Genomic DNA, 21326 nt, shown 5'->3' with positions numbered 1-21326 from the left:
GTAGAGATCGCTTCGATGATCTGCTCGTCCCCGTTGGTGGCCAGCGGGGACGCGATACGGACAGCTCTCCAAAGGAAGACTCTGGTCGGTCAGTGGTCGGCGTGTCCGTCGTTGTGGGCCGGGGACGTGGAGGCGGGGTTGGGCATTCCCGAGATGCCCGGTACGGGGGTGGTGGCCGGGGAGGAGGTAGTGGTCGGGGTGTGGTCGTCTGCGGCGGGTTCTTCGCCGGTGCCGTGACTGTGACCGCCCCCGGGCGTGGACTCCATCGATGCCGCGACTTCACGCAGGCCGAAGAAGGCGAGGGCCGCGACTGCGACAACGGTCAGGCCCAGAACGCTGAAGATGCGGCGGGTGGGGGTGTCGGCGTCCTTGATGACGTAGGCGATGAAGGAGACGACGATGCCGGCGGGGACGAGGACGGCGCCGCGGATGGGGAAGTCGTCGAAGTGCTGGAGTCCGCCGCTGAGCATGCCTATGCCGAAGGACAGCAGCAGCGAGGAGCCGATCACGATGAGCATGCGCGGCAGGCCGGGTCGTTCGCGGGTGAGGAGGAACTCGTTGAGGACGGTCGCGGCGAGGAAGACGAGCGCGCCGTAGGTGGCGATGCGGGTGTAGCGGTCGGGGTCGAAGGGGTGGTGAACGACGGCGCCGCTGATGAGGCCAGCGCCGACGAAGTAGCCGACGTAGCCGAGATAGCGGGCGGCCAGCGAACGCTTGCGGGAGGACTGGGCCTTGCGCCGGGCAGCTCGCCCTGCAGCGGGCAGGCCGGGGGTCGGCGGGGTGTGGGCGTCGAGGAGTTGGGCGGGGGGCATGGTGTGGTGGCTTGGGCTTGCTCGTATACACCTCTGACGCCGCCGGCCCCAGCCCCGCCCCAGCCGGTTCCACATCGTGGACAACTACCCTCGGAATATGAACGCAGAAGCCGATGCCCGCGCCGCCGCCAAGGCGGCAGTGAAAGAAGCCGACCGCAAGCACGTCTTCCACTCCTGGTCCGCCCAGGAGCTCATCGACCCGCTCGCCGTCGCCGGCGCCGAAGGCTCGTACTTCTGGGACTACGACGGCAACCGCTTCCTCGACTTCTCCAGCGCCCTCGTCTACACGAACATCGGCTACCAGCACCCCAAGGTCGCCGCGGCCATCGCCGAGCAGGCCGCGAAGCTCTGCACCGTCGCCCCCGGCTTCGCCGTCGACGTCCGCTCCGAGGCCGCCCGCCTCATCGCCGAGCGCACCCCGGGCGACCTCGACAAGGTCTTCTTCACCAACGCGGGCGCCGAGGCCGTCGAGAACGCCGTCCGCATGGCCCGGCTGCACACCGGCCGGACCAAGGTGCTCTCGGCCTACCGCTCGTACCACGGCGCCACCTCCACCGCGATCAACCTCACGGGCGACGCGCGCCGCTTCGGCAACGACTCCGCCACGGCCGGCGTCGTCCACTTCTGGGGGCCGTTCGCCTACCGCTCGCCCTTCTACGCGGCCACCCCCGCCGAGGAGTGCGAGCGCGCCCTGCGCCACCTCGAGGACACCATCGTCTTCGAGGGCCCGCAGTCCGTCGCCGCGATCATCCTGGAGACCGTGGGCGGCGCCCCGGGCGTGCTCGTGCACCCCGACGGCTACCTGGCCGGCGTCCGCGAGCTCTGCGACCGCTTCGGGATCGTCTTCATCCTCGACGAGATCATGGTCGGCTTCGGGCGCACCGGCACGTGGTTCGCCTCCGAGCACTGGGACGTCACCCCCGACCTCATCTGCTTCGCCAAGGGCATCACCAGCGGGTACGTCCCCCTCGGCGGCGTCGCCATCTCGGCCGCCATCGCCGAGACCTTCGCCCGCCGCCCCTACCCGGGCGGGCTGACGTACTCCGGGCACGTGCTGGCCTGCGCCGCCGCCGTCGCCACGGTCAACGTGATGGAGGAGGAGGGCATCGTCGAGCAGTCCGCCCGCACCGGCGCCGAGCTGCTCGGCCCGGGCCTGCGCGCCCTCGCCGAGCGCCACCCGTCGGTCGGCGAGGTCCGGGGGCTCGGCACCTTCTGGGCCCTGGAGCTCGTCCGCAGCAAGGAGACCCGCGAACCGCTGGTCCCGTACAACGCGGCGGGCGCCGACAACGCGCCGATGGCGGAGCTCGGGGCGGCCCTGAAGAAGAGCGGCATGTGGCCGCTGCTCGCCGGGAACCGCGTCCACGTCGCGCCGCCCTGCAACATCGCTGCCGAGGACGTCGCCAAGGGCCTGGCGATCCTCGACGAAGCCCTGACAGTGGCCGACGCGCACACGGTCTGACCTGCGCAGATCGTACGGTTGCCCAAATCGTGGGTGCCTGTTCTCGGAGGTTCCGCTCCCTTACGAACAGCATGTGAACGTGCTGGAATCAGCAGGCACCTACGGACCGGGATGCACGTCAGTCCCGGGGCGGTCCACATGATGATCCACGCGTGTGGCCGAACGGCGGGGGGCGGGCTGCGCGTCCGCCGGACGCCGGGCGTACGGGATCCGGACAACCGGACTCCGTGTTCCCGAGGACCGAAGGAAGACAGCGCATGAGCAAGCACATCCTCGCCCAGAACCAGTACGGCAAGGCCGAGAACCGCATCGTCAAGGTCACCCGCAAGGGCACCGGGGGCACCTCCCAGACGGAGTCTGGGGGAGGATCCTGGCACGAGATCCGCGACCTGAACGTGTCGGTCGCCCTGCGCGGTGAGTTCCGCGACGTCCACCTCACCGGCGACAACGCCAACTGCCTGCCCACCGACACCACCAAGAACACGGTGTACGCCTTCGGCAAGGAGCACGGCATCGCCTCCCCGGAGGCCTTCGGCATCCTGCTCGCCAAGCACTTCGTCTCCTCCCAGCAGCCGATCCGCGAGGCGCAGATCCGCATCGAGGAGTACGCCTGGGAGCGGATCCCGGTCCCGACGCGCAAGGAGCAGCACTCCTTCTCGCTCAAGGGCACCGAGGTGCGCACCGCGCAGATCACGTACAGCGAGACGACCGGCCTGCAGGTCATCTCGGGTCTGAAGGACCTGACCGTGATGAACTCGACCAACTCCGAGTTCCACGGGTTCATCAAGGACAAGTACACGACGCTGCAGGAGGCGTACGACCGCATCCTGGCGACCAAGGTCACCTCGCGCTGGGCGCACTCGGCGCTCGCCGCCGACGACCCGGAGTACGACTGGGACCAGTCGTACAAGAAGGTCCGCAAGCACATGCTGGAAGCTTTCGCGGAGACCTACTCCTACTCGCTGCAGCAGACCCTGAACCAGATGGCCGAGCGCGTGCTCGACAACTGCCCCAAGGTCAACGAGGTGCGCCTCAACCTCCCCAACAAGCACCACTTCCTCGTCGACCTGGAGCCCTTCGGCCTCAAGAACGACAACGAGGTCTACTTCGCGGCGGACCGGATGTACGGCCTGATCGAGGGCACCGTCCACCGCGACGGCGTGCAGCCGGTCATCGCGACGTCCGACTGGATCGCCGCCTGATCCCCCTCCCGCTCTGACACCCGGCCCGGCCCGCGCCACCACGCGGCCCGGGCCGCGGTGCCACTAGCGGTCCTGCCCGGTCGTGTCGGGAGCCCCGAGCAGGAGGTTCCAGCGGCCCGAGCGCCCCGTCAGGACCGTCACCGACTCCGGGCGCGCGTCGAGCCGCCAGAAGGCCGCCGCGGGCAGCTCCAGCGCCCACACCACGGCCGCCCGTACGACGCCCTGCCCGACCACCGCCCGGTGCGTCCCCGGGGCCAGCCCGGCCAGGTGCAGGCCGACCCGTGCGATCAGCGCGTCCACCGACTCCCCGCCGCCGGGCGGCGCGTACGAGGTGTCGCCCGTCCACCGCCCCAGCGCGGCCGGGTCCTCGGCCGCCACCTCGTCGAGGGTCCGCCCCGTCCAGGAGCCGTGATCCTGCCCACGCAGCCCCTCGTGCCCCGGGCACGGATCCCGGTCCGGGAACCGGTGCGGGCGCTCCGCCCCGCCCAGCGGAGGTCTCACGAGCCGGACTCGAACAACCGTCCTCTTCATAAGGGCAGCGTAAGCGCGGTACGGTCACGGACGACAAGACGACGGCAGACGGAAGAACCGGTGAGAGTCCGGCACGGTCGCGCCACTGTGAAACCTCCCGGAGGGGGAGGCGAGTCAGACCCGCCACCGTCGTCGCGAGCACCAATGACCGGGACGCGTGTTCCCCCTGGAGGTTCCTGCCATGGCCCACTCCGCCGTGCCCACGACTGCCGCCCCCCTGGCCGTCGCCCCCATCTCCCTCTCCGCACTGGCCCCTTGGGCGCTGTTCGTCGGCGTCCTGATGATGGTCCTGCTCTACCTCGTCGGCGCCGAGCAGGGCGCCACCGCGATCTTCGAAGGCGACACCATCCACGAGTGGATGCACGACGGCCGCCACCTCCTCGGCTTCCCCTGCCACTGATCTCCATCCTCAGCAAGGGAAGAACCGAACCATGAACCCCATCTCCCCCCGCGTGCTCCTCGTCCGGGGCATGCTCGCCGGCCTGCTGGCCGGAGTCGCCGCCTTCCTCGTCGCGTACGTCCTCGGTGAATCCAAGGTGGACGCGGCGATCGCCATCGAGGAGGCCGGCGCCCACGACCACGGCGGCGGCGAGGCCGCCCCGGTCAGCCGGGCCCTCCAGGCAACGGCCGGCCTCGGCACCGGAACCCTGCTCTACGGGATCGCGCTCGGCGGCATCGCCGCGCTCGTCTTCTGCTACGCGGTCGGCCGCATCGGGCGCTTCGGCCCCCGGGCCACGGCGGCGCTGGTCGCCGGCGGTCTGTTCGTCACCGTCGGCCTGGTGCCGTTCTTCAAGTACCCCGCGAACCCGCCGGCCGTCGGAGACCCCGAGACGACCGTCCAGCGGACCACCCTCTACGTCCTGATGATCGCGCTCAGCGTGCTGCTCGCCCTGGGCGCGCTGATCCTGGGCAGGCGCCTGGCGCCGGCCCTGGGCAACTGGAACGCCTCGGTCACCGCCTCCCTCGCCTTCGTGGTGGCGGTCGGCATCGCCTACGCGTCGCTGCCCGGCATCAACGAGGTGCCGGGGGACTTCCCGGCCGCGCTCGTCTGGCAGTTCCGGCTCGCCTCGCTGGCCATCCAGGCCGCGATGTGGACCACTTTCGGCCTGACTTTCGGATTTCTTGCCGAACGGGCCCTTGTCCCGACCGCCGCACCCAAGGAGTCTGTACAGCCTGCGAGTTGAGTGCTCGAGCAGGTGACTGAAGGGCCGGTGGCGGCACAATGGCGACGGTGATCCGGGAGTACCGGGAGTACCCGGGGCACCGGGAGTCCTCGTACCCGCACAGGCTGCGGGAACTGCGGGAGTGGCGCGGCTGGACGGGCGCCGCCCCGTTCTGGCTCAACTCGCTCCTGCTGCTCCCGGCCCCCTTCACCTCCGTCACCCTGCTCGCGCAGTTCGGCATCATCGGCACTCTGGCCGCCGTCGGCGGCCTGGCCCGCCACCTCTGGTCGGGTGACTACGGCCATCCGGCCATCCACACCGCCGCCGCACTCATGGGTGCGGCGGCCGTGGTGTTCGTGGTGGTGTAACCGGGGCCGTGCGACCGGGGCCGTGCGGTCGGCTGAGGGGCCGGCCGGCGGCGGCGTGGTGGGGCTGGCCCCCCTGCGAGCCGTCCCGGCTGCCGGATGGAGCGGCCGCGGCTGCCCAACCATCCTCGTTCCATGACCACTTACCGCCGCAAGGCCGCACTCCTCACCCTCTGCGCCACCTCCGTCGCCGCCGCCCTGACGGGTACCGCGCAGGCCTCACCGGCGTCCGCGAGCCCCTCCCCGCCGGCCCTGGTGTGGGCGGACTGCACGCACACCGGGCACCTGGCCGGCCAGCAGTGCGCGAAGCTGTCCGTCCCCCTCGACTACGCCGATCCGGGCGGCCCGCAGGTCTCCCTCGCCGTGTCCAGGCTACCCAGCACCCGCCCGGCCGCCCGCCGCGGCACGCTCGCGGTGATCCCCGGCGGGCCCGGCGGCTCCGGCGTGCAGCGGCTGTCGCAGAAGGGCGCCGCACTGGACCGGGAGATGGCGGGGGCCTACGACCTCGTCGCGCTCGACCCGCGCGGGGTGGGCGGCAGCGTGACCGCCCGGTGCGCCACCGACGCCGCCGACCGGCACCTGGTGACCCTGCGCTCCTGGGCCGCTCCCGACGGCGGGATCGAGGAGAACACCGCCCGCTCCCGCCGGGTGGCCGAGGCCTGCGCCGCGAACGGCGGCCCGGAGCTGCGCAGCTTCACCACGGCCAACCAGGTGCGCGACCTCGACCGGTTCCGCGAGGCGCTCGGCGAGCGCAAACTGTCGGCCTGGGGCGTCTCCTACGGGGCGTACGTGGGCGCCGTGTACGCGCAGAAGTTCCCGCGGCGCACCGACCGCGTGGTGCTGGACAGCAGCGGGGACCCCGATCCGGAGCGGGTCGCCCGGGGCTGGCTCGCGAACATGGCGCAGGGCGCCGAGGACCGCTTCCCCGACTTCGCCGCCTGGGCGGCGGACCCGGCGCGGGAAGCCGAGGGGCTGCGCCTGGCCGCGCACCCGGACGACGTACGCCCGCTGTTCCTGTCCCTCGCGGCCCGGCTGGACGGCGAGCCGCGGCCCTCGGACGTGCCGGGGGTCCCGCTGACCGGCAACGTGCTGCGCCAGGCCCTGCAGAACTCCCTCTACGGCGACGCCCTCTTCCCCGCCTTCGCCCGCCTCGTCCGCTCGGCCCAGGACCCGGCCGCCGTACCGGTGCTGCCCAAGGAGCTCGCCGGACCGCTGCCGGACACGGACGCCTCGCTGATGGTCGGGGTCATCTGCAACGACGCGGCCTGGCCGAAGGACCCGGCCCGGTACGCGAGCGCGGTCGCGGCGGACCGCGTCGCGCACCCCCTGACGGCCGGCATGCCGGTGAACATCACCCCGTGCGCCTTCTGGAAGGACGCCCCGGCGGAACGCCCGACCCGCATCACCGGCCGGGGGCCGTCGAACATCCTGATGGTCCAGAACCTCCGCGACCCGGCGACCCCGTACTCCGGGGCCCTGGAGATGCGTGCCGCCCTCGGCCCGCGGGCCCGCCTGCTCACCGTCGACCACGGCGGACACGGCGTCTACCTCGGCAACGGCAACGCCTGCGCCGACCGCACGGTCACCACGTACCTCACGACGGGCCGCCGCCCGGCCCGCGACACCGCGTGCGCGGACGGCTGAGCGGTCACTGGAGGAGCGAGTGCAGGGCCGATACGCAGGCCCCGGCGGCGGCCAGCCCGGCCAGGGCCCCCGCCGCCGGGCCGCCGCCGGCCAGGACGGCGAGCCCGCCGGTGGTCGCGCCGAGCACCGCCGAGGAGAGCAGGATGAGCGCGGTGCGCACGGTCATGAACGGGCCGGGCGGAGGGGGGACCTGGGGTTCCCGGGACTGCTGGGAGTGCGTCATGGGTCCCATGGCAGCAGAGGCGGGGCCTGTTGACCTGCACCGCACGAACGAAGTCGTAACCGGGCCGAACTTCATTGAAGTTCGGTTCCGAGCCTGGTCAACTCCCCTAATCTGGGCGCCGAAAGCGGCGAACGGCGGAGGGTCCAGCGTGTCGAACGCAACCGAATTCCAGGCGGGCCTCGACCAGTTCGCGGAGCAGTTGCGGCGGTTGAAGGAGGAGCGCGGGAACCCCGTCCTGAAGAAGATCGTCACGCGTGCGGACGGCCTGAAGGGCGCCACGCCGCTGTCGACGGCGGCCCTCAGCGAGGCGTTCAGCGGCAAGCGGCTCCAGCGGATGGACAGCCTGATGTCCCTGGTGCACACCCTGCTGTCCTACGACGAGGACGGCAGACAGCTGGCCGTCGACCGCAGGGCCCCCGAGATGGAGGCGTGGCGCACGCGCTGGCGCACCCTCGACCAGCTGCGCACGCAGGGCAGACGGACCGGCGCGGCCGCCCCCGCGGAGCCCCTGGGAAGCCCCGTGAGCCCGCTGGCGGTCCGAGCCCTCGCCGACGTCCTGGACCGGGGCCACGTCGTACCCCTGCCCCCTTTCGAGGGCCCCGTCGACTCGTACGACGCCTTGGCCTTCTCGCCGGACGGGCGCTACCTGGCTCTGGGCGGCAGCGACGGCGCGGTGTACCTGCGGGATCCCGCCACGGGGGAGGAGGCGGCCGGGCCCCTCGTCGGGCACCAGGACATCGTCCGGGACCTCGCCTTCTCCGGCGACGGGCGGTGGCTCGCGTCGGTGGCGGAGGACGAGACGGTCTGGCTGTGGGACCTGACCTACCGCCATCCCGTCGGGGGACGCCTCCCCGACGGGTCCGGGGCCCGCGACGTGGTGGCGGTCTCCCCGGACGGGAAGACCGTGGCCGCGGGCGGGCCCAAGGGGCTCGTCCACCTGTGGGACACCGCCAGCCGGGACGGGGTCAGGTCGCTGGAGACCGAATTCAGGTCGGAGGCGCTGGAGTTCTCGCCCGACGGAGCCCTGCTGGCGGCGAGCGGTTCCAGGGGAGCGCTGCGGCTGTGGTCCACGGCCACCTGGGAGATTGCCGGGGACACGATCCTCAATGGATGCTACGACCTGGCCTTCTCGCCCGACGGCACGGTGCTCGCCGCAGCCGGCTCCCCCGGAACCGTGGAGCTGTGGGACCCGCTCGACGTGCGCTCCGGAAGCCCCGTCCGCAAGGTCGCGTCCACGTCCGCGGAAGCGGTGTACGCCGTGGCGTTCTCGCCCGACGGGCGGCTCGTGGCCGGCGGGGGCCGGGACGGCAGCGTACGCGTGTGGCACGCGGCCGACGGCCTGCCGCTCACCGACCCCCTGGAGACGCCGCACAACGAGATCTACTCCGTCGCCGTCTCCCCGGACGGCGGCCTGCTGGCCGCGGTCGGCGACACCGACCTCGTCCAGGTGTGGATCCTGCCCCACGGACAACCGGGCTGATGCCGGCTGACACCGGGCTGACGCCCGGCTACGCCTGCCCGCGCAGCACTTCGGCCACGTTCGGCGGCCGGTACGACGCCCCCTTGAGGACCTTGCCGTCCGCCCGGAGCTCGGGGCGGCCGTCCGGGCCGAGCTTGGACATGTTGGCGCGGTGGACCTCGGCGAGGACCGCGTCGAGGTCGATGCCGTGCACCAGCGCGGTCCCGTACGCGATGTAGACCACGTCGGCCAGCTCGTGCGCGATGTCCGCGAGGCGGCCGGCCGCGCTCGCCTCGGCGACCTCGGCGACCTCCTCCTCCAGGAGTACCTGGCGGTGTGCGGCCAGCTCCGGCGCCACGGTGGCCGGATGGGCTCCGACGCCGAGGCCGAAGGCCCGGTGGAACTCCCGGACCATGTCCTGGGGAACGGGTGCGGTCATGCGGATCTGCCCTCTTTCACGGGGTCGGGGGATCGGGAGGTCACGGGGTCTCGGGGCCGCGGGGCCGCGGGGTCTCGGGTCACGGGGTCGCGGGGCCGGGCCCGCCCCGGCGGCGCAGCGCGAGTACCGCGTTGAGTCCGCCGAAGCCGAAGGAGTTGCTGAGGACGATGTCGCCGCAGTCCGGCAGCGGGCGCGGTGCCAGGGTGACCACGTCCAGGTCGCAGGCGTCGTCGAGGTCCTCGCAGCCGATGGTGGGCACGACGGTGCCGTGGTGCAGGGTGAGGGCCGAGACCAGGGCCTCCACCGCCCCGGCCGCGCCCTGCATGTGTCCCAGGGCGCCCTTCAGGGCCGTCACCGGGACGCGGGGTGCCCCGGCGCCGCGCTCGTCCAGCAGCCTGCGCAGTGCCGTGGCCTCGGCGAGGTCGCCCTCCACGGTGGCGGTGGCGTGCGCGTTGACGTGGACCACGTCGGCCGGGACGGATCCGGCGTCGGCGAGCGCGCGGTGCAGCGCGCGGACGATCCCGTCGCCGGAGGGGTCGGGCGCGACGATGTGGTGGGCGTCGGCCGACAGGCCCCAGCCGGCGGCCTCGCAGTAGATGCGCGCACCGCGGGCCAGGGCGTGCTCCTCCGATTCGAGGACGAGCACCGCCGCGCCCTCGCCGTTGACGAAGCCGTCGCGGTCCTTGGCGAAGGGGCGCGAGGCCCGGCCGGGGTCGTCGTTGCGGGTGGACAGGGCGCGCATGGCGGCGAAGGAGGCCATCACGGCGGGGGTGACGGCGGCTTCCGTGCCCCCGGCCAGGGCGATGTCCAGGTGCCCGAGGCGGATCCGGTCGATGGCCTGCCCGATGGCCTCGGTGCCCGAGGCGCAGGCGCTCACCACCGTGCGGGCCTCGCCGGTGACGTGCAGGTCGAGGGAGATCTGGGCGGCGGCCTGGGAGGGCACGGTCATCGCGGCGGTGAGCGGCGAGACGCCGCGCGGGCCCTTGGCGCGCAGGGCGCGGTCGCCGTCGACCAGGGCGGGGGCCCCGCCGATGATGGTGCCGAGGGACACGCCGGTCCTGGTCGGATCGATGCCGCTGGCGAGGGTCCCGGAGGGCTCGAAGCCGGCGTCCCGCCACGCCTCGCGGGCGGCGATCACGGCGAACTGGGCGGAGCGGTTCATCCGCCGCGCCTGGGCCCTGGGCAGCAGCGCGGCGGGATCGGCGGGCACGGTCGCGGCTATCCGGACCGGCTGGCCGGCGAACTCCTCGCCCTCCAGTGCCCGTACGCCGCCGCGGCCGTCGAGCAGCCCCTGCCACAGCGCGGGAACGCCGACGCCGAGCGGGGTGAGCGAGCCCAGACCGGTGATCACCACGCGGCGCGGTGCGGCGCGGTTCACTCCATCGGTCCGGCCGTCGGGCATGGGCGGATGGTGCATAGGGATCTGCTTTCCTGTCTCAGGCCCACAACTGCCGCGCTGTACACTTCGACTTCAGGCCATGAGTCTTTTTTGTGTCGTGGCGAGGGGAGTTTACGGTGGGGACAACTGGCGTTCACAATCGCGATTTCGTGCTCGATCCCGCGTCTCAGACCATGGAATTGCACCAACTCCTACGAGTATGGCGAGTGGACGCCGGTGTCAAACTGCGCCGTGGAAAGGCGATTCCACAAAAGGAAGTCGCCGAAATCATGGGTGTGAGCGAGCGCTGGTACCGCAGCCTGGAGGCCGGGGACTCCGTATCGCTTTCCAGTGACATTCTGAGCCGGATTTCCGAGGCTTTGGTTCTGGGGCCCGACGAGCGGATGGTGCTGTACAGCCGCGCGCTCGACGGCGCGGGGGTCGCGCTCGCCGACGAGGAGGGCGAGGCGCAGGGCCAGCTGGCGCTGCTGCGCGTGGTCACGGGGCAGACGCAGTTCCCCGCGTACCTCACGGACGGCTCCTGGAACATCCTGGGCTACAACACGCTCATGGCGGGCTGGTTCCCCTGGGTGCTCGAGCCGGGTGCCAACCTCATGGGCTGGGCGCTGACCGATCCGACGGCGCGCGAACAGATGGCGGACTGGCACGAGCACGCCGAGGTCTACCTGGCGATGCTGCGGTTCGCCCTGGCCACGGGCTCCAACAAGGCCGCGCTGGAAGGTGTCCTCCACCGCGTCCTGCAGGATCCCGAATGCCGCCGGCTGTGGGCTCAGGGGCCGAAGGTCATCGCCTTCCGGCAGGGACACCGGTACCGGCTCACCTTGCCGCACGTCTCGCCCGAACCGATCACCGTCACCTCCCAGGTGCTCCTCCCGGCCTACCAGCACGGGTTGCGCTGCGTCCTGCTGCTGCCGCACCAGCCCGTCCTGCCGCTCCCGCTCCCGCTGCCGCCCGAACCGGGGCGGTAGTACGGCACTTCGGCGGAATGCTCGGAACTCTACACGTTCGGCTCCGGCCGCGACCGGCAAACTTTTGCCGCTTCGCGCCCACTTCGACCGGCGACCGGCAATCATTTGCCGGTCGCCCTTCGTTTGTCTGATTCGACTCTTTCGAATACCGGCGAACCGGACAATGCCGTACAGCGGCAAACTCTTGCCGCTTGACGGTCACTTGGGCCGGTGACAGCCTTCTTGCCTCACCACATGAAGGTTTAAAGAATGGCTCTGCAATTTGCGAGCACGGCGAACCGGACCGTTCTCGCCCGCCGTCATCAGAATCGCCTCGACCAGGCAGTTCTGGAATCCGACTACCGCAGCCGCTTCCGTACGTGGGAGCGCGTCGCCACCGTCCGAAACAACCCCACACGGGTCCTGGACACCGACGGTGAACTGTTCTTCAGCCCCGAACTCGTACCCGTCCTGGCGCACCCGCTCCTCGAACGGGCCGAGCCCGAGCTCCGCGAGACGCTGCTGCTCCACCGCCTCTACGAGTACCTCAAGTTCACCATCGACCTGGAGCAGAGCGCGGTCATCCCGGTCACCGGCCACATCAGCCGCGGCATGTCCGGGCTGGACCTGCCCGAGCCCATGCGCCTGGACGCCTTCAAGATCGTGACGGACGAGGCCTGGCACGCCCAGTTCACCTACGAGATCCTGCGCCAGGTCCGCACCCGCACGGGGATCGCGCCGGCCCTCCCCGAGACGCCGACGTTCACCGCGGAGCTCGCGCGGATCCACGAGGAGCTGCCGAGCCAGATCCGCGGCCTGGACGAGATGCTGTTCGCCATCGTCAGCGAGACGCTCATCTCCTCGATCCTCGACGACCTGCCCGCGGACCGGCGGCTGCCCGAGGGCGTTCGCGAGATGGTCGCCGACCACGCGGTCGACGAAGCCAAGCACCACTCCTACTTCTCGACGCTGCTGCGGTACCTGTGGCCCGCGATGACGCCGAAGGAGCAGGAGCTGGCGGGCCCGTACATCCCGCGGCTGATCTTCGCGTTCCTGGAGCCGGACTACCCGAGCACCGCGCTGGGCCTGCTGGCCGCCGGCCTGGGCCGCCCGGAGGTGGAGCAGGTCATGACCGAGGTCTACACGCGCGAGAAGGTCGTCGCCGACGTGCGGCGCGGCGCCGCGCCCACGCTGCAGTACTTCATCGAGGCCGGCGCCCTGGAACACGGCGCCACCCTCGAGGCGTTCAGGGAATCGGGGCTGGTCGCGTGAGGGCCGCCGTCGTCCGGGCCGCGAGCGCCCTGACGCCCACCGTCACGCGGTACTGGCTCGACCGCGCGCCGGGCGCCGAGCCGCTGCCGGCCGCCGTGCCCGGCCAGCACGTCACCCTGCGCGTGGGACCCCGGCTGAAGACGTTCACCCTCCTCTCCGCCGGCGCGGAGGGGTACGAGCTGGCCGTGCGCAACCGCCACCGCGGCGACCAGGCCGACCGGCTCTCGCCCCGCCTGCACGTCGGAGCCCCGCTGCGGGTCTCCGCCCCGGGCGGCCGCTTCACCGCCGAGAGCGCGGCACCCTTCACGCACTTCCTGGCCGCCGGGGTGGGCGTCAACCCGGTCCTCGCCGTCCTGGCCGGCGGGCGGCTGCGCGACTGGCAGCTCGTCTACGTGGACCGCGGCGCGCGGGAGTTCCCGTTCCTCGGGCGGCTCCGCGAGCTGGCGCGGGAGCAGAACGGCAGCATCGTCACCCTGGACACCGCGGCGGCGGGCCGCCCGGACTGGGCCGAGGTCGTCGCGGGCACACCGGCCGGCGCCGTCATCGGCGCGTGCGGCCCGGCCGCGATGGTCGCGCAGGTGCGCGACGCCGTGGCCGGGGCACCGGAAGCCCGCACCCTGGTCAACGACGGCGCGGCGGACGGCGGTTGCGAAGACGTGGCGCCGTCCGTCGAGGTGGAGTGCGCCAAGACCGGCATCACCTTCGAGACCGCCCAGCACCAGCCGCTGCTCGACGCGCTCCACCGCAACGGCGTGCCCGTCCCGTCCTCGTGCCGGCAGGGCATCTGCGGGACGTGCGAGGTCGAGGTCCGCACGGGCCGGATCGACCACCGCGACGAGGTGCTGACCGACCAGGAGAAGGCCGAGTCCAGCTACATGATCCCGTGCGTGAGCAAGTCGATCGGCACGCGCCTCGTGCTCAACGTCTGACACCGGCGACGGCACCACGGCCACGGCCACGGCCACGGCTACGGCCACGACCAGAAAGAAAGCACGTGAACCAGCTCATCGCCGAATACGCCCGCCGGATCGGACTGGACGCTCCGCTGGAGCCGACCGCCGAGTGCCTGCGCCGGCTCCACGAGGCACACCTGTACAACGTCCCCTTCGAGAACTTCAGCATGCACGGCAACGCCGAGCGCGGCCTCGGCGAGGAGGCGCTCCACGAGGCGATCGTGGAGCGCGGCCGGGGCGGGATCTGCTTCGAGACGGGCCGGATGATGCAGTGGCTGTTCGAGGCCTGCGGATTCGACTACGGGATCCGGCTCGCCAGCGGCACCGACCCCCACCGCACCCCCGCCACCCACCAGGTCTTCGTCGTGTCCTTCGGCGAGGAGCGCTGGCTCTTCGACATCGGATACGGGGCCAGGGGTCCCCGGGGCCCGATCCTGCTGGCGGACGGGGCGCGGGCCGACCACCCCGCGCTGTCCGCCCGGGTCCGCCTCGAGAGCGCCGCCGGTACGCGGCTCTGGACGGTCTCCATCAAGGAGCACGCCACCAACTCGGCGCACTGGCAGGACATCTACCGCTTCGTCGACGCCCCGGTGGACGCGATCGACCTGGAGATGGCGCACTTCTACACGACGGCCTCGCCCCACAGCCTGCTCAACCGGCACAAGGTGGCGAGCATCCCCACCCCCACGGGCCGGGTGAGCGTCCGCGACGGGAACCTGACGATCGTGGACGACGGAAAGAGCTCCACCCTGTCCGCCGCGGACGACGAGGAGCTCCAGGAGCTGCTCGAACGACACTTCAAGCTCACCATCCCGGTGCAGGACCTCGGGATCGGAAGGTAACGCCATGCACTACTTGACCGTACCGGGATACACCGGCTCCGGCCCGGACCACTGGCAGACGCACCTGGAGAACACCTACGAGGGGTTCTCCCGCGTGGTCCAGGACGACTGGGCGCGCGTGGAGCGCGACCGCTGGGTCGCCACCCTCGACGAGGCCGTACGGGCCGTCGACGACGAGGTCCTCCTCATCGGCCACAGCTGCGGGGCGGTGACGGTCGCGCAGTGGGCCGCGACGCGCTGGGACAGCCGGGTCACCGGGGCGCTCCTGGTCGCTCCGGCCGATGTGGAAGCGGCGGACGCCCTGCCGGCCATCGCCCCGCAGGCACCGCTGCCCAAGGCCCCGCTGCCGATGAGGACGCAGCTCGTGGTGTCCGACAACGACCCGTTCCTGTCGCTGGCGCGGGCCCTGCACCTCGCGGACGTGTGGGACAGCGCCGTCGAGATCGTCCCCGGCGGCGGGCACCTGGCGACGCGGGACGGCTACGGGCCGTGGGACCACGTGGCCCGGCTGATCGAGCAGTTCTGCGGGACCGCGCTGGAAACCACCGAAGGACGTGTCCCCGATGCCCGGTAGGTTCTCCGCGGTGCCGCGGCCCGTCTACTTCTACCTGGCGGCCTCCTTCTTCATGGGGCTCGCCAACACCATGTTCGACGTGGTGTTCAACTTCTACCTCGCCGAGCGCGGCATCAGCGAGGGCGACGCCGGCGTCATCTACGCCATCGCCACCGGGGCCATGGCCGTCGCGGTCGTCCCGCTCCTGTTCCTGGGCCGGTACCTGTCGCAGCGGACCCTGCTCATCGGGGCCTCGGTGCTCTACACCCTGCCCTTCGCGGGCCTGCCGTTCGTGGCCTCGATCGCCTCGGCCTCCGTGGTCCTGAGCCTCATCCTCGCCGGCATGCTGGGCCTGCTCTCGGTGGGCAACGCGATGGCCGGCTCGCAGGTCCCGGCGGAGGCCCGGACCCGCCTGTTCAGCGGGTTCTTCATCAGCTACCTGGGCGCCGGCGTCGTCGGCTCCGCCGTGGTGTCCGTGGTCAGCGGCTGGCTCCACACGAGCGACCTGGACAAGTACCGCTTCTTCCTGCTGCTGTCCTTCCTCGCCGCCTGCGTGATGCTGGTCCTGCGCTTCCCGTCCGCCGGGGCCGTCCCGAAGGCGGCCGCCGCGGCCGCGGCGGCGGCGGCCGGGCACGGGGCCGGGCGGACGCAGGGGGAGAAGCGCAACTTCGTGGCGCTCTTCGTCGCGGCAGGCTTCCTGGGCGCGTCGATCGCGCTGTTCTTCCGCTTCGCCAACGTCCTGTTCGCGCAGATCTACGACATCTCGGTGAGCGACATCTCGCTCATCCTGGGCACCGACAAGATCGTCAGCATCTTCGGCGCCATCTTCGCGCCCGTCCTGGTCCGGCGCTTCTCGCTGCGCCCGAGCACGGCGGTGTTCGGCGTCCTCGCCGTCCTCGGCCTGGTCCTGCAGTCCCTGACCGTGCCGCTGGCCGTCTTCACCGTGCTCTACCTGCTGCGCCTGCTGTTCAACTACTGCCTGATGCCGCTCCTGGACACCGTCGCGATGTCGGGCTTCGCGCCGGCCCGCCAGATCGTCTCCATCGCCCTGCGGCAGTCCTCGTTCTACCTGGGCGGAGCCGTCGCGGCCGCCGTCTACGGAGAACTGCTCGACGGCGGGCGCTGGCAGAGCGCCCTGTGGGTCTCGGCCGGCTGCGCGCTGGTCGGATCGCTCGCGATGACCCTGGTGCGGAGCACCGAGCCCGGCCCGGCGGCCGGGCGCGAAGAGAAGGTCCTCGAACATGCCTGACACCGACACCCGCGGCACCGACACCCGCGGCACCGACATCCGCGCCACCGCCACCGCGGCCGCCCCGGCGGGCACCCTCGTCGTGGTGGACCCGTACTCCAGCGGCTCGGCCCTCGCCCGCCGGGCGCAGGAGCTCTACGGCCTGCGGTCGATCGCCGTGCTCACCTCGCGGACCCTGCCGCCCGCGCTCACCGCGTCCTACCCGGCCGAGGACTTCGCCGCCGAGGTGCGCTACACGGACGCCGAGACCACGGCCGCCGCCCTGGAGGCCCTGTGCGGCGGCCGCCCGGAGCACCTCGTCTGCGGCTCCGAACCGGGAGTGGAGGCGTTCGACGCCCTGGCCTCCCACTGGGGGATGCGCCCCAACACGGGCTCCTCCGAGGCCCGCCGGGACAAGTTCCTCATGCAGGGCCGGCTGCGCGAAGCCGGCCTGGCGCACATCCCGCACCACATGGCCTCCGACACCGCGTCCCTCCTCGACTGGTGCGCGGCGAGCGGACTGGCCGAGTACGTCGTGAAGCCGCTGCGGTCCTTCGCCACCGACGGGGTCTTCTTCTGCGCGGACCTGGACGAGGTCCGCACCGCGTGCGAGCGGCTCTTCGGCCGCGTCGACCTCGCCGGCGAGGTCATCACCGAACTCCTGGTCCAGGAACGCCTGGTGGGGCCCGAGTTCGTCGTCGACTCGGTGTCCCTCGACGGCAAGGCCTTCGTCGTCGACATGTTCCGCTACACGAAGGAGACCGTCGACGGGAACCCCGTGTACCGCGCGATGACCTCGGTGGAGGTCGGCGACCACCCCGACATCGCGGCCTACGTCGAGCGGGTCCTGTCCGCGCTGGGCATCGAGAACGGGCCCGCCCACAGCGAGCTCATCCTCACCGCGGACGGGCCGGTCCTCATCGAGACGGGCGCCCGGATGCACGGGGGTCTGGGCCCTCGGCTGGTGGAGGAGTCCTCCTCGCACTCCCTGATCGACCTCACCCTGGCCTCGCGGGTGTCCCCGGCGGACTTCCTGCGCGAGGCCGGGGTCCGGCCCGCCCTGCGGCGCGGCGTCGTCGAGTGCTTCCTGTCCTCGCCGGCGTCCGGAGTGGTCACGGCGAACCGGGTCGGGGAGTCCTGCCGGGACCTCTCCGCCTACCTCTTCGACACCTGCGGCCAGGTTCCGGGGGACCGGGTCGAGAAGACGACCGACCTGATCACCTCCTACGGCCGCGTCGTCCTCGCCCACACGGACCCCGAGGCCCTCGCCCGCGACACGGCCCGCGTCCTGGAGCTCGACCGCCGGGGCGCGCTCATGGAACTGCGCGCCGGCTGACCCGCGCGTACGGGCGCACCGCGCGGGCCGCACCACACGGCCGCGCGGTGCGCCCGCGGCGCCCGCCGAGGCCCGGTGCGGCCCGCCGAGGCCCGGTGCGGCCCGGCGAGGCCCGGTGCGGCCCGGTGCGGGCCGGGGAACGGTGCGATGCTGGTGGGCATGACGCTGGAGGACCTGGTACGCCTGCGCCGGGCACGCGACACCATGGACCGCGACTACGCGCAGCCGCTGGACGTCCCGGCCCTGGCGGCCGTCGCCCTCATGTCGGCCGGCCACTTCTCCCGCAGCTTCAAGGCCGCCTACGGGGAGACCCCGTACAACTACCTGATGACCCGCCGCGTCGAGCGGGCGAAGGCGCTCCTGCGGCGCGGCGACCTGAGCGTGACCGATGTCTGCTTCGCCGTCGGCTGCACCTCGCTGGGATCCTTCAGCTCGCGCTTCAGCGAGCTGGTCGGCGAGAGCCCCAGCGCCTACCGGGCCCGCCCCCACGAGGCCGGCGCCCCCATCCCGGCGTGCGTCGCCAAGGTCCGTACGAGACCGGTCAGGATCGGAGAAGCGGAATCCGGCCCCGCCTCGTAGCGTCGAACCCATGAACATCAACCTCTCCCAGTGCTTCATCGCCGTCGACGACCACGACAAGGCGATCGCCTTCTACCGCGACGTCCTCGGCCTGGAGGTCCGCAACGACGTCGGCTTCGAGGGGATGCGGTGGGTGACCGTCGGCTCACCCGCGCAGCCGGACGTCGAGATCGTCCTCGAACCGCCGCTCGCCGACCCCAACGCCTCGAAGGACGACCGCCAGGCGATGGCGGAACTGCTGGCCAAGGGCCTGCTGCGCGGCGTGATCTTCTCCACCGACGACGTCGACGCCACCTTCGAACGCATCCAGGCGGCCGGCGGCGAAGTGCTGCAGGAACCGGTCGACCAGCCGTACGGCGTCCGCGACTGCGCCTTCCGCGACCCGGCCGGCAACATGCTCCGCTTCAACCAGCCCCGCAAGCGGTAGGTACCCCTGCGGCAGGCAGCCGGGCAGACTCAGGCGGAGACCGTGAAGACGGCCCGTCCGACAGATGGAGGCACGACACGATGAGCAGGGCCAAGGGGACGGACACGCCGGCGCCGGCGCCGCACGCAGCGGACAGCCACGATCTGATCCGCGTACACGGCGCGCGCGTGAACAACCTCAAGGACGTCAGCGTCGAGCTTCCCAAGCGCCGGCTGACGGTGTTCACCGGCGTCTCCGGTTCGGGCAAGAGCTCGCTGGTGTTCGGCACGATCGCCGCCGAATCCCAGCGGATGATCAACGAGACCTACAGCGCCTTCGTCCAGGGCTTCATGCCGACGATGGCGCGGCCCGAGGTCGACGTGCTCGACGGGCTGACGACCGTGATCACCGTCGACCAGCAGCGCATGGGCAGCGACCCGCGCTCCACGGTCGGCACCGCCACCGACGCCAACGCGATGCTGCGCATCCTCTTCAGCCGGCTCGGCAAGCCGCACATCGGCTCGCCCAAGGCGTTCTCCTTCAACGTCGCCTCGATCAGCGGGGCGGGCGCGGTCACCGTGGAGCGCGGCGGGCAGACGGTGAAGGAGCGGCGCAGCTTCAGGATCACCGGCGGCATGTGCCCGCGCTGCGAGGGCCGGGGCTCGGTCAACGACATCGACCTCACCGCGCTGTACGACGACACGAAGTCGCTGAGCGAGGGCGCCCTGAAGGTCCCCGGCTACACCATGGAGGGCTGGTACGGCCGCATCTTCAGCGGCTCCGGCTTCTTCGACATGGACAAGCCGATCCGCAAGTACACCAAGCGCGAGCTGGCGGACCTGCTCCACAAGGAACCGACCAAGATCAAGGTCGAGGGGATCAACCTCACGTACGAGGGCATCATCCCGAAGATGCAGAAGTCGATGCTGTCCAAGGACGTCGACTCCCTGCAGCCCCACATCCGGGCGTTCGTGGACCGGGCGGTGACCTTCACCGTCTGTCCCGACTGCGCCGGCACCCGGCTCAGCGAGGGGGCCCGGTCCTCGAAGATCAAGAAGATCAGCATCGCCGACGCCTGCGCGATGCAGATCAGCGACCTGGCGAAGTGGGTCCGCGACCTCGACGAGCCCTCGGTGGCCCCGCTGCTGGCCACCCTGCGCCAGACCCTCGACTCGTTCGTGGAGATCGGGCTGGGCTACCTCTCCCTCGACCGGCCGTCCGGCACGCTGTCGGGCGGCGAGGCGCAGCGCGTCAAGATGATCCGCCACCTCGGCTCCTCGCTCACCGACGTCACCTACGTCTTCGACGAGCCCACCGTCGGCCTGCACCCCCACGACATCCAGCGGATGAACGGCCTCCTGCTGCGGTTGCGCGACAAGGGCAACACGGTGCTCGTCGTGGAGCACAAGCCCGAGACGATCGCGATCGCCGACCACGTCGTCGACCTCGGCCCCGGCGCCGGCAGCGGCGGCGGCACCATCTGCTTCGAGGGCACCGTCGAGGGGCTGCGGAAGGGCGACACCATCACCGGCCGCCACTTCGGCGACCGGGCGACCCTCAAGGAGACGGTGCGCGAGCCCAACGGCACGCTGGAGATCCGCGGCGCGAGCACGCACAACCTGCGGGGCGTCGATGTCGACGTACCGCTCGGGGTGCTCGTCGTCGTCACGGGCGTCGCCGGTTCCGGCAAGAGCTCGCTCGTGCACGGCTCGCTGGTGTCCGCCCCGGTGGCGGCCGCCGAGGGCGTCGTCGCGATCGACCAGGGCGCGATCCGCGGCTCCCGGCGGAGCAATCCGGCGACGTACACCGGGCTGCTCGACCCGATCCGCAAGGCGTTCGCCAAGGCCAACGGCGTGAAGCCGGCCCTGTTCAGCGCCAACTCCGAGGGTGCGTGCCCCGGTTGCAACGGCGCCGGCGTCATCTACACCGACCTGGCGATGATGGCGGGGGTGGCCACCACCTGCGAGGAGTGCGAGGGCAAGCGCTTCCACGCCTCGGTGCTGGAACACCACTTCGGCGGCCGCGACATCAGCGAGGTGCTCGCGATGTCGGTGTCCGAGGCGGAGGAGTTCTTCGGCGCCGGCGAGGCGCGCACCCCGGCCGCGCACCGCATCCTGGGCCGGCTCGCCGATGTCGGGCTCGGCTACCTCAGCCTCGGGCAGCCGCTGACCACGCTGTCCGGCGGCGAGCGGCAGCGGCTCAAGCTGGCCACGCACATGGGCGAGAAGGGCGGCGTCTACGTCCTCGACGAGCCGACCGCCGGTCTGCACCTCGCCGACGTGGAGCAGCTGCTCGGGCTGCTCGACCGGCTCGTCGACTCCGGGAAGTCGGTCATCGTCGTCGAGCACCACCAGGCGGTCATGGCGCACGCCGACTGGATCGTCGACCTCGGCCCCGGCGCGGGCCACGACGGCGGCCGGATCGTCTTCGAGGGCACGCCGGCGGACCTGGTCGCCGCCCGCTCCACCCTCACCGGCGAACACCTCTCGGCGTACGTGGGCGGCTGACCGGGCG

At 71.9% G+C, this 21326-nt stretch carries 22 protein-coding genes; 17 read left to right on the top strand and 5 right to left on the bottom strand.

Going from position 1 to position 21326, the window contains the following annotated elements:
• Positions 1-89: 89 nt before the first annotated feature.
• Positions 90-812 carry a hypothetical protein gene (locus tag DRB89_RS18875; protein ID WP_112463350.1) on the bottom strand — a complete coding sequence of 241 codons (723 nt, stop codon included), beginning with the start codon at positions 810-812 and terminating at the stop codon, positions 90-92.
• A 97-nt stretch (positions 813-909) separates the two neighbouring features.
• Between DRB89_RS18875 and DRB89_RS18870 the strand changes: the two genes are divergently transcribed.
• Both DRB89_RS18870 and pucL read left to right on the top strand, forming a co-directional pair.
• On the top strand, positions 910-2271 hold the full coding sequence (locus tag DRB89_RS18870) for an aspartate aminotransferase family protein (protein WP_112450119.1): 1362 nt from the start codon (positions 910-912) through the stop codon (positions 2269-2271).
• Between the two features lie 257 nt (positions 2272-2528).
• A complete protein-coding gene (gene pucL, locus DRB89_RS18865; RefSeq protein ID WP_112450120.1) occupies positions 2529-3473 on the top strand; it encodes a factor-independent urate hydroxylase in 945 nt (314 codons plus the stop codon).
• 63 nt (positions 3474-3536) lie between these two features.
• Here the strand turns inward: pucL and DRB89_RS18860 are convergent, their stop codons facing one another.
• Positions 3537-3974, bottom strand: a complete 438-nt coding sequence (locus DRB89_RS18860; RefSeq protein ID WP_239516217.1) for a histidine phosphatase family protein — start codon at positions 3972-3974, stop codon at positions 3537-3539.
• A 211-nt stretch (positions 3975-4185) separates the two neighbouring features.
• Between DRB89_RS18860 and DRB89_RS18855 the strand changes: the two genes are divergently transcribed.
• The 4 genes from DRB89_RS18855 to DRB89_RS18840 all read left to right on the top strand — a co-directional run bounded on the left by DRB89_RS18855 (position 4186) and on the right by DRB89_RS18840 (position 7176).
• Positions 4186-4404: a CbtB-domain containing protein gene (locus DRB89_RS18855; protein ID WP_112450122.1), complete on the top strand. Its 219-nt coding sequence runs from the start codon at positions 4186-4188 to the stop codon at positions 4402-4404.
• A gap of 31 nt (positions 4405-4435) precedes the next feature.
• Positions 4436-5188: a CbtA family protein gene (locus DRB89_RS18850; protein ID WP_112450123.1), complete on the top strand. Its 753-nt coding sequence runs from the start codon at positions 4436-4438 to the stop codon at positions 5186-5188.
• Between the two features lie 47 nt (positions 5189-5235).
• Complete coding sequence (locus DRB89_RS18845) at positions 5236-5535, top strand: hypothetical protein (RefSeq protein ID WP_239516216.1); 300 nt, start codon at positions 5236-5238, stop codon at positions 5533-5535.
• A 132-nt stretch (positions 5536-5667) separates the two neighbouring features.
• Positions 5668-7176, top strand: coding sequence for an alpha/beta hydrolase (locus DRB89_RS18840; protein WP_112450124.1), 1509 nt, complete (start codon positions 5668-5670; stop codon positions 7174-7176).
• 4 nt (positions 7177-7180) lie between these two features.
• Here the strand turns inward: DRB89_RS18840 and DRB89_RS18835 are convergent, their stop codons facing one another.
• Entirely contained in the window at positions 7181-7399 is a 219-nt protein-coding gene (locus DRB89_RS18835) for a hypothetical protein (protein WP_112453648.1), read from the bottom strand.
• A gap of 148 nt (positions 7400-7547) precedes the next feature.
• Here DRB89_RS18835 and DRB89_RS18830 point away from each other — a divergent pair, with 148 nt between their 5' ends.
• The gene (locus DRB89_RS18830) at positions 7548-8879 is read left to right on the top strand and encodes a WD40 repeat domain-containing protein (protein WP_162688638.1); all 1332 of its coding nucleotides are present in this window, start codon (positions 7548-7550) and stop codon (positions 8877-8879) included.
• Between the two features lie 28 nt (positions 8880-8907).
• On the opposite strand, the gene DRB89_RS18825 is transcribed toward DRB89_RS18830, so the two are convergent.
• Together DRB89_RS18825 and DRB89_RS18820 are read right to left on the bottom strand one after the other, a co-directional pair.
• A complete protein-coding gene (locus DRB89_RS18825; protein WP_112450126.1) occupies positions 8908-9297 on the bottom strand; it encodes a MazG nucleotide pyrophosphohydrolase domain-containing protein in 390 nt (129 codons plus the stop codon).
• 79 nt (positions 9298-9376) lie between these two features.
• Positions 9377-10699: a beta-ketoacyl-[acyl-carrier-protein] synthase family protein gene (locus DRB89_RS18820; protein WP_343234591.1), complete on the bottom strand. Its 1323-nt coding sequence runs from the start codon at positions 10697-10699 to the stop codon at positions 9377-9379.
• Positions 10700-10965: 266 nt separating this feature from the next.
• Here DRB89_RS18820 and DRB89_RS18815 point away from each other — a divergent pair, with 266 nt between their 5' ends.
• From DRB89_RS18815 to DRB89_RS18770, 10 genes are all read left to right on the top strand, one after another.
• On the top strand, positions 10966-11664 hold the full coding sequence (locus DRB89_RS18815; protein WP_112463348.1) for an XRE family transcriptional regulator: 699 nt from the start codon (positions 10966-10968) through the stop codon (positions 11662-11664).
• A 249-nt stretch (positions 11665-11913) separates the two neighbouring features.
• Positions 11914-12915 carry a diiron oxygenase gene (locus DRB89_RS18810; RefSeq protein WP_112450743.1) on the top strand — a complete coding sequence of 334 codons (1002 nt, stop codon included), beginning with the start codon at positions 11914-11916 and terminating at the stop codon, positions 12913-12915.
• Positions 12912-13844, top strand: a complete 933-nt coding sequence (locus tag DRB89_RS18805; RefSeq protein ID WP_112450744.1) for an iron-sulfur cluster-binding domain-containing protein — start codon at positions 12912-12914, stop codon at positions 13842-13844. Before DRB89_RS18810 ends, DRB89_RS18805 begins: the two co-directional genes overlap by 4 nt.
• A gap of 65 nt (positions 13845-13909) precedes the next feature.
• Positions 13910-14710 carry an arylamine N-acetyltransferase gene (locus DRB89_RS18800; RefSeq protein ID WP_162688637.1) on the top strand — a complete coding sequence of 267 codons (801 nt, stop codon included), beginning with the start codon at positions 13910-13912 and terminating at the stop codon, positions 14708-14710.
• Between the two features lie 4 nt (positions 14711-14714).
• Positions 14715-15284 carry an alpha/beta hydrolase gene (locus DRB89_RS18795; RefSeq protein ID WP_112450746.1) on the top strand — a complete coding sequence of 190 codons (570 nt, stop codon included), beginning with the start codon at positions 14715-14717 and terminating at the stop codon, positions 15282-15284.
• Positions 15274-16512, top strand: coding sequence for an MFS transporter (locus DRB89_RS18790; protein WP_112450747.1), 1239 nt, complete (start codon positions 15274-15276; stop codon positions 16510-16512). Before DRB89_RS18795 ends, DRB89_RS18790 begins: the two co-directional genes overlap by 11 nt.
• Positions 16505-17827: an ATP-grasp domain-containing protein gene (locus DRB89_RS18785; RefSeq protein WP_112450748.1), complete on the top strand. Its 1323-nt coding sequence runs from the start codon at positions 16505-16507 to the stop codon at positions 17825-17827. The genes DRB89_RS18790 and DRB89_RS18785 overlap by 8 nt, the downstream gene beginning before the upstream one ends.
• A 159-nt stretch (positions 17828-17986) precedes the next feature.
• Entirely contained in the window at positions 17987-18406 is a 420-nt protein-coding gene (locus tag DRB89_RS18780) for a helix-turn-helix transcriptional regulator (RefSeq protein WP_112453728.1), read from the top strand.
• A gap of 10 nt (positions 18407-18416) precedes the next feature.
• A complete protein-coding gene (locus tag DRB89_RS18775) occupies positions 18417-18833 on the top strand; it encodes a VOC family protein (RefSeq protein WP_112450749.1) in 417 nt (138 codons plus the stop codon).
• Between the two features lie 80 nt (positions 18834-18913).
• Complete coding sequence (locus tag DRB89_RS18770; RefSeq protein WP_112450750.1) at positions 18914-21319, top strand: excinuclease ABC subunit UvrA; 2406 nt, start codon at positions 18914-18916, stop codon at positions 21317-21319.
• Positions 21320-21326 lie beyond the last annotated feature (7 nt).

The sequence above is a fragment of the Streptomyces sp. ICC4 genome, from assembly GCF_003287915.1.
GTDB lineage: Bacteria > Actinomycetota > Actinomycetes > Streptomycetales > Streptomycetaceae > Streptomyces > Streptomyces tritrimontium.
Note: the sequence above shows the minus strand (reverse complement) of the source record. Positions and strands in the feature narration are given on the sequence as shown.

Bases quoted from the DNA above. Each gene is read 5' to 3' on its own strand.
- DRB89_RS18875 (WP_112463350.1), bottom strand. From the start codon at position 812: ATGCCCCCCGCCCAACTCCTCGACGCCCACACCCCGCCGACCCCCGGC.
- DRB89_RS18870 (WP_112450119.1), top strand. From the start codon at position 910: ATGAACGCAGAAGCCGATGCCCGCGCCGCCGCCAAGGCGGCAGTGAAA.
- pucL (WP_112450120.1), top strand. From the start codon at position 2,529: ATGAGCAAGCACATCCTCGCCCAGAACCAGTACGGCAAGGCCGAGAAC.
- DRB89_RS18855 (WP_112450122.1), top strand. From the start codon at position 4,186: ATGGCCCACTCCGCCGTGCCCACGACTGCCGCCCCCCTGGCCGTCGCC.
- DRB89_RS18850 (WP_112450123.1), top strand. From the start codon at position 4,436: ATGAACCCCATCTCCCCCCGCGTGCTCCTCGTCCGGGGCATGCTCGCC.
- DRB89_RS18840 (WP_112450124.1), top strand. From the start codon at position 5,668: ATGACCACTTACCGCCGCAAGGCCGCACTCCTCACCCTCTGCGCCACC.
- DRB89_RS18835 (WP_112453648.1), bottom strand. From the start codon at position 7,399: ATGACGCACTCCCAGCAGTCCCGGGAACCCCAGGTCCCCCCTCCGCCC.
- DRB89_RS18825 (WP_112450126.1), bottom strand. From the start codon at position 9,297: ATGACCGCACCCGTTCCCCAGGACATGGTCCGGGAGTTCCACCGGGCC.
- DRB89_RS18820 (WP_343234591.1), bottom strand. From the start codon at position 10,699: ATGCCCGACGGCCGGACCGATGGAGTGAACCGCGCCGCACCGCGCCGC.
- DRB89_RS18815 (WP_112463348.1), top strand. From the start codon at position 10,966: ATGGGTGTGAGCGAGCGCTGGTACCGCAGCCTGGAGGCCGGGGACTCC.
- DRB89_RS18810 (WP_112450743.1), top strand. From the start codon at position 11,914: ATGGCTCTGCAATTTGCGAGCACGGCGAACCGGACCGTTCTCGCCCGC.
- DRB89_RS18795 (WP_112450746.1), top strand. From the start codon at position 14,715: ATGCACTACTTGACCGTACCGGGATACACCGGCTCCGGCCCGGACCAC.
- DRB89_RS18790 (WP_112450747.1), top strand. From the start codon at position 15,274: ATGCCCGGTAGGTTCTCCGCGGTGCCGCGGCCCGTCTACTTCTACCTG.
- DRB89_RS18785 (WP_112450748.1), top strand. From the start codon at position 16,505: ATGCCTGACACCGACACCCGCGGCACCGACACCCGCGGCACCGACATC.
- DRB89_RS18780 (WP_112453728.1), top strand. From the start codon at position 17,987: ATGACGCTGGAGGACCTGGTACGCCTGCGCCGGGCACGCGACACCATG.
- DRB89_RS18775 (WP_112450749.1), top strand. From the start codon at position 18,417: ATGAACATCAACCTCTCCCAGTGCTTCATCGCCGTCGACGACCACGAC.
- DRB89_RS18770 (WP_112450750.1), top strand. From the start codon at position 18,914: ATGAGCAGGGCCAAGGGGACGGACACGCCGGCGCCGGCGCCGCACGCA.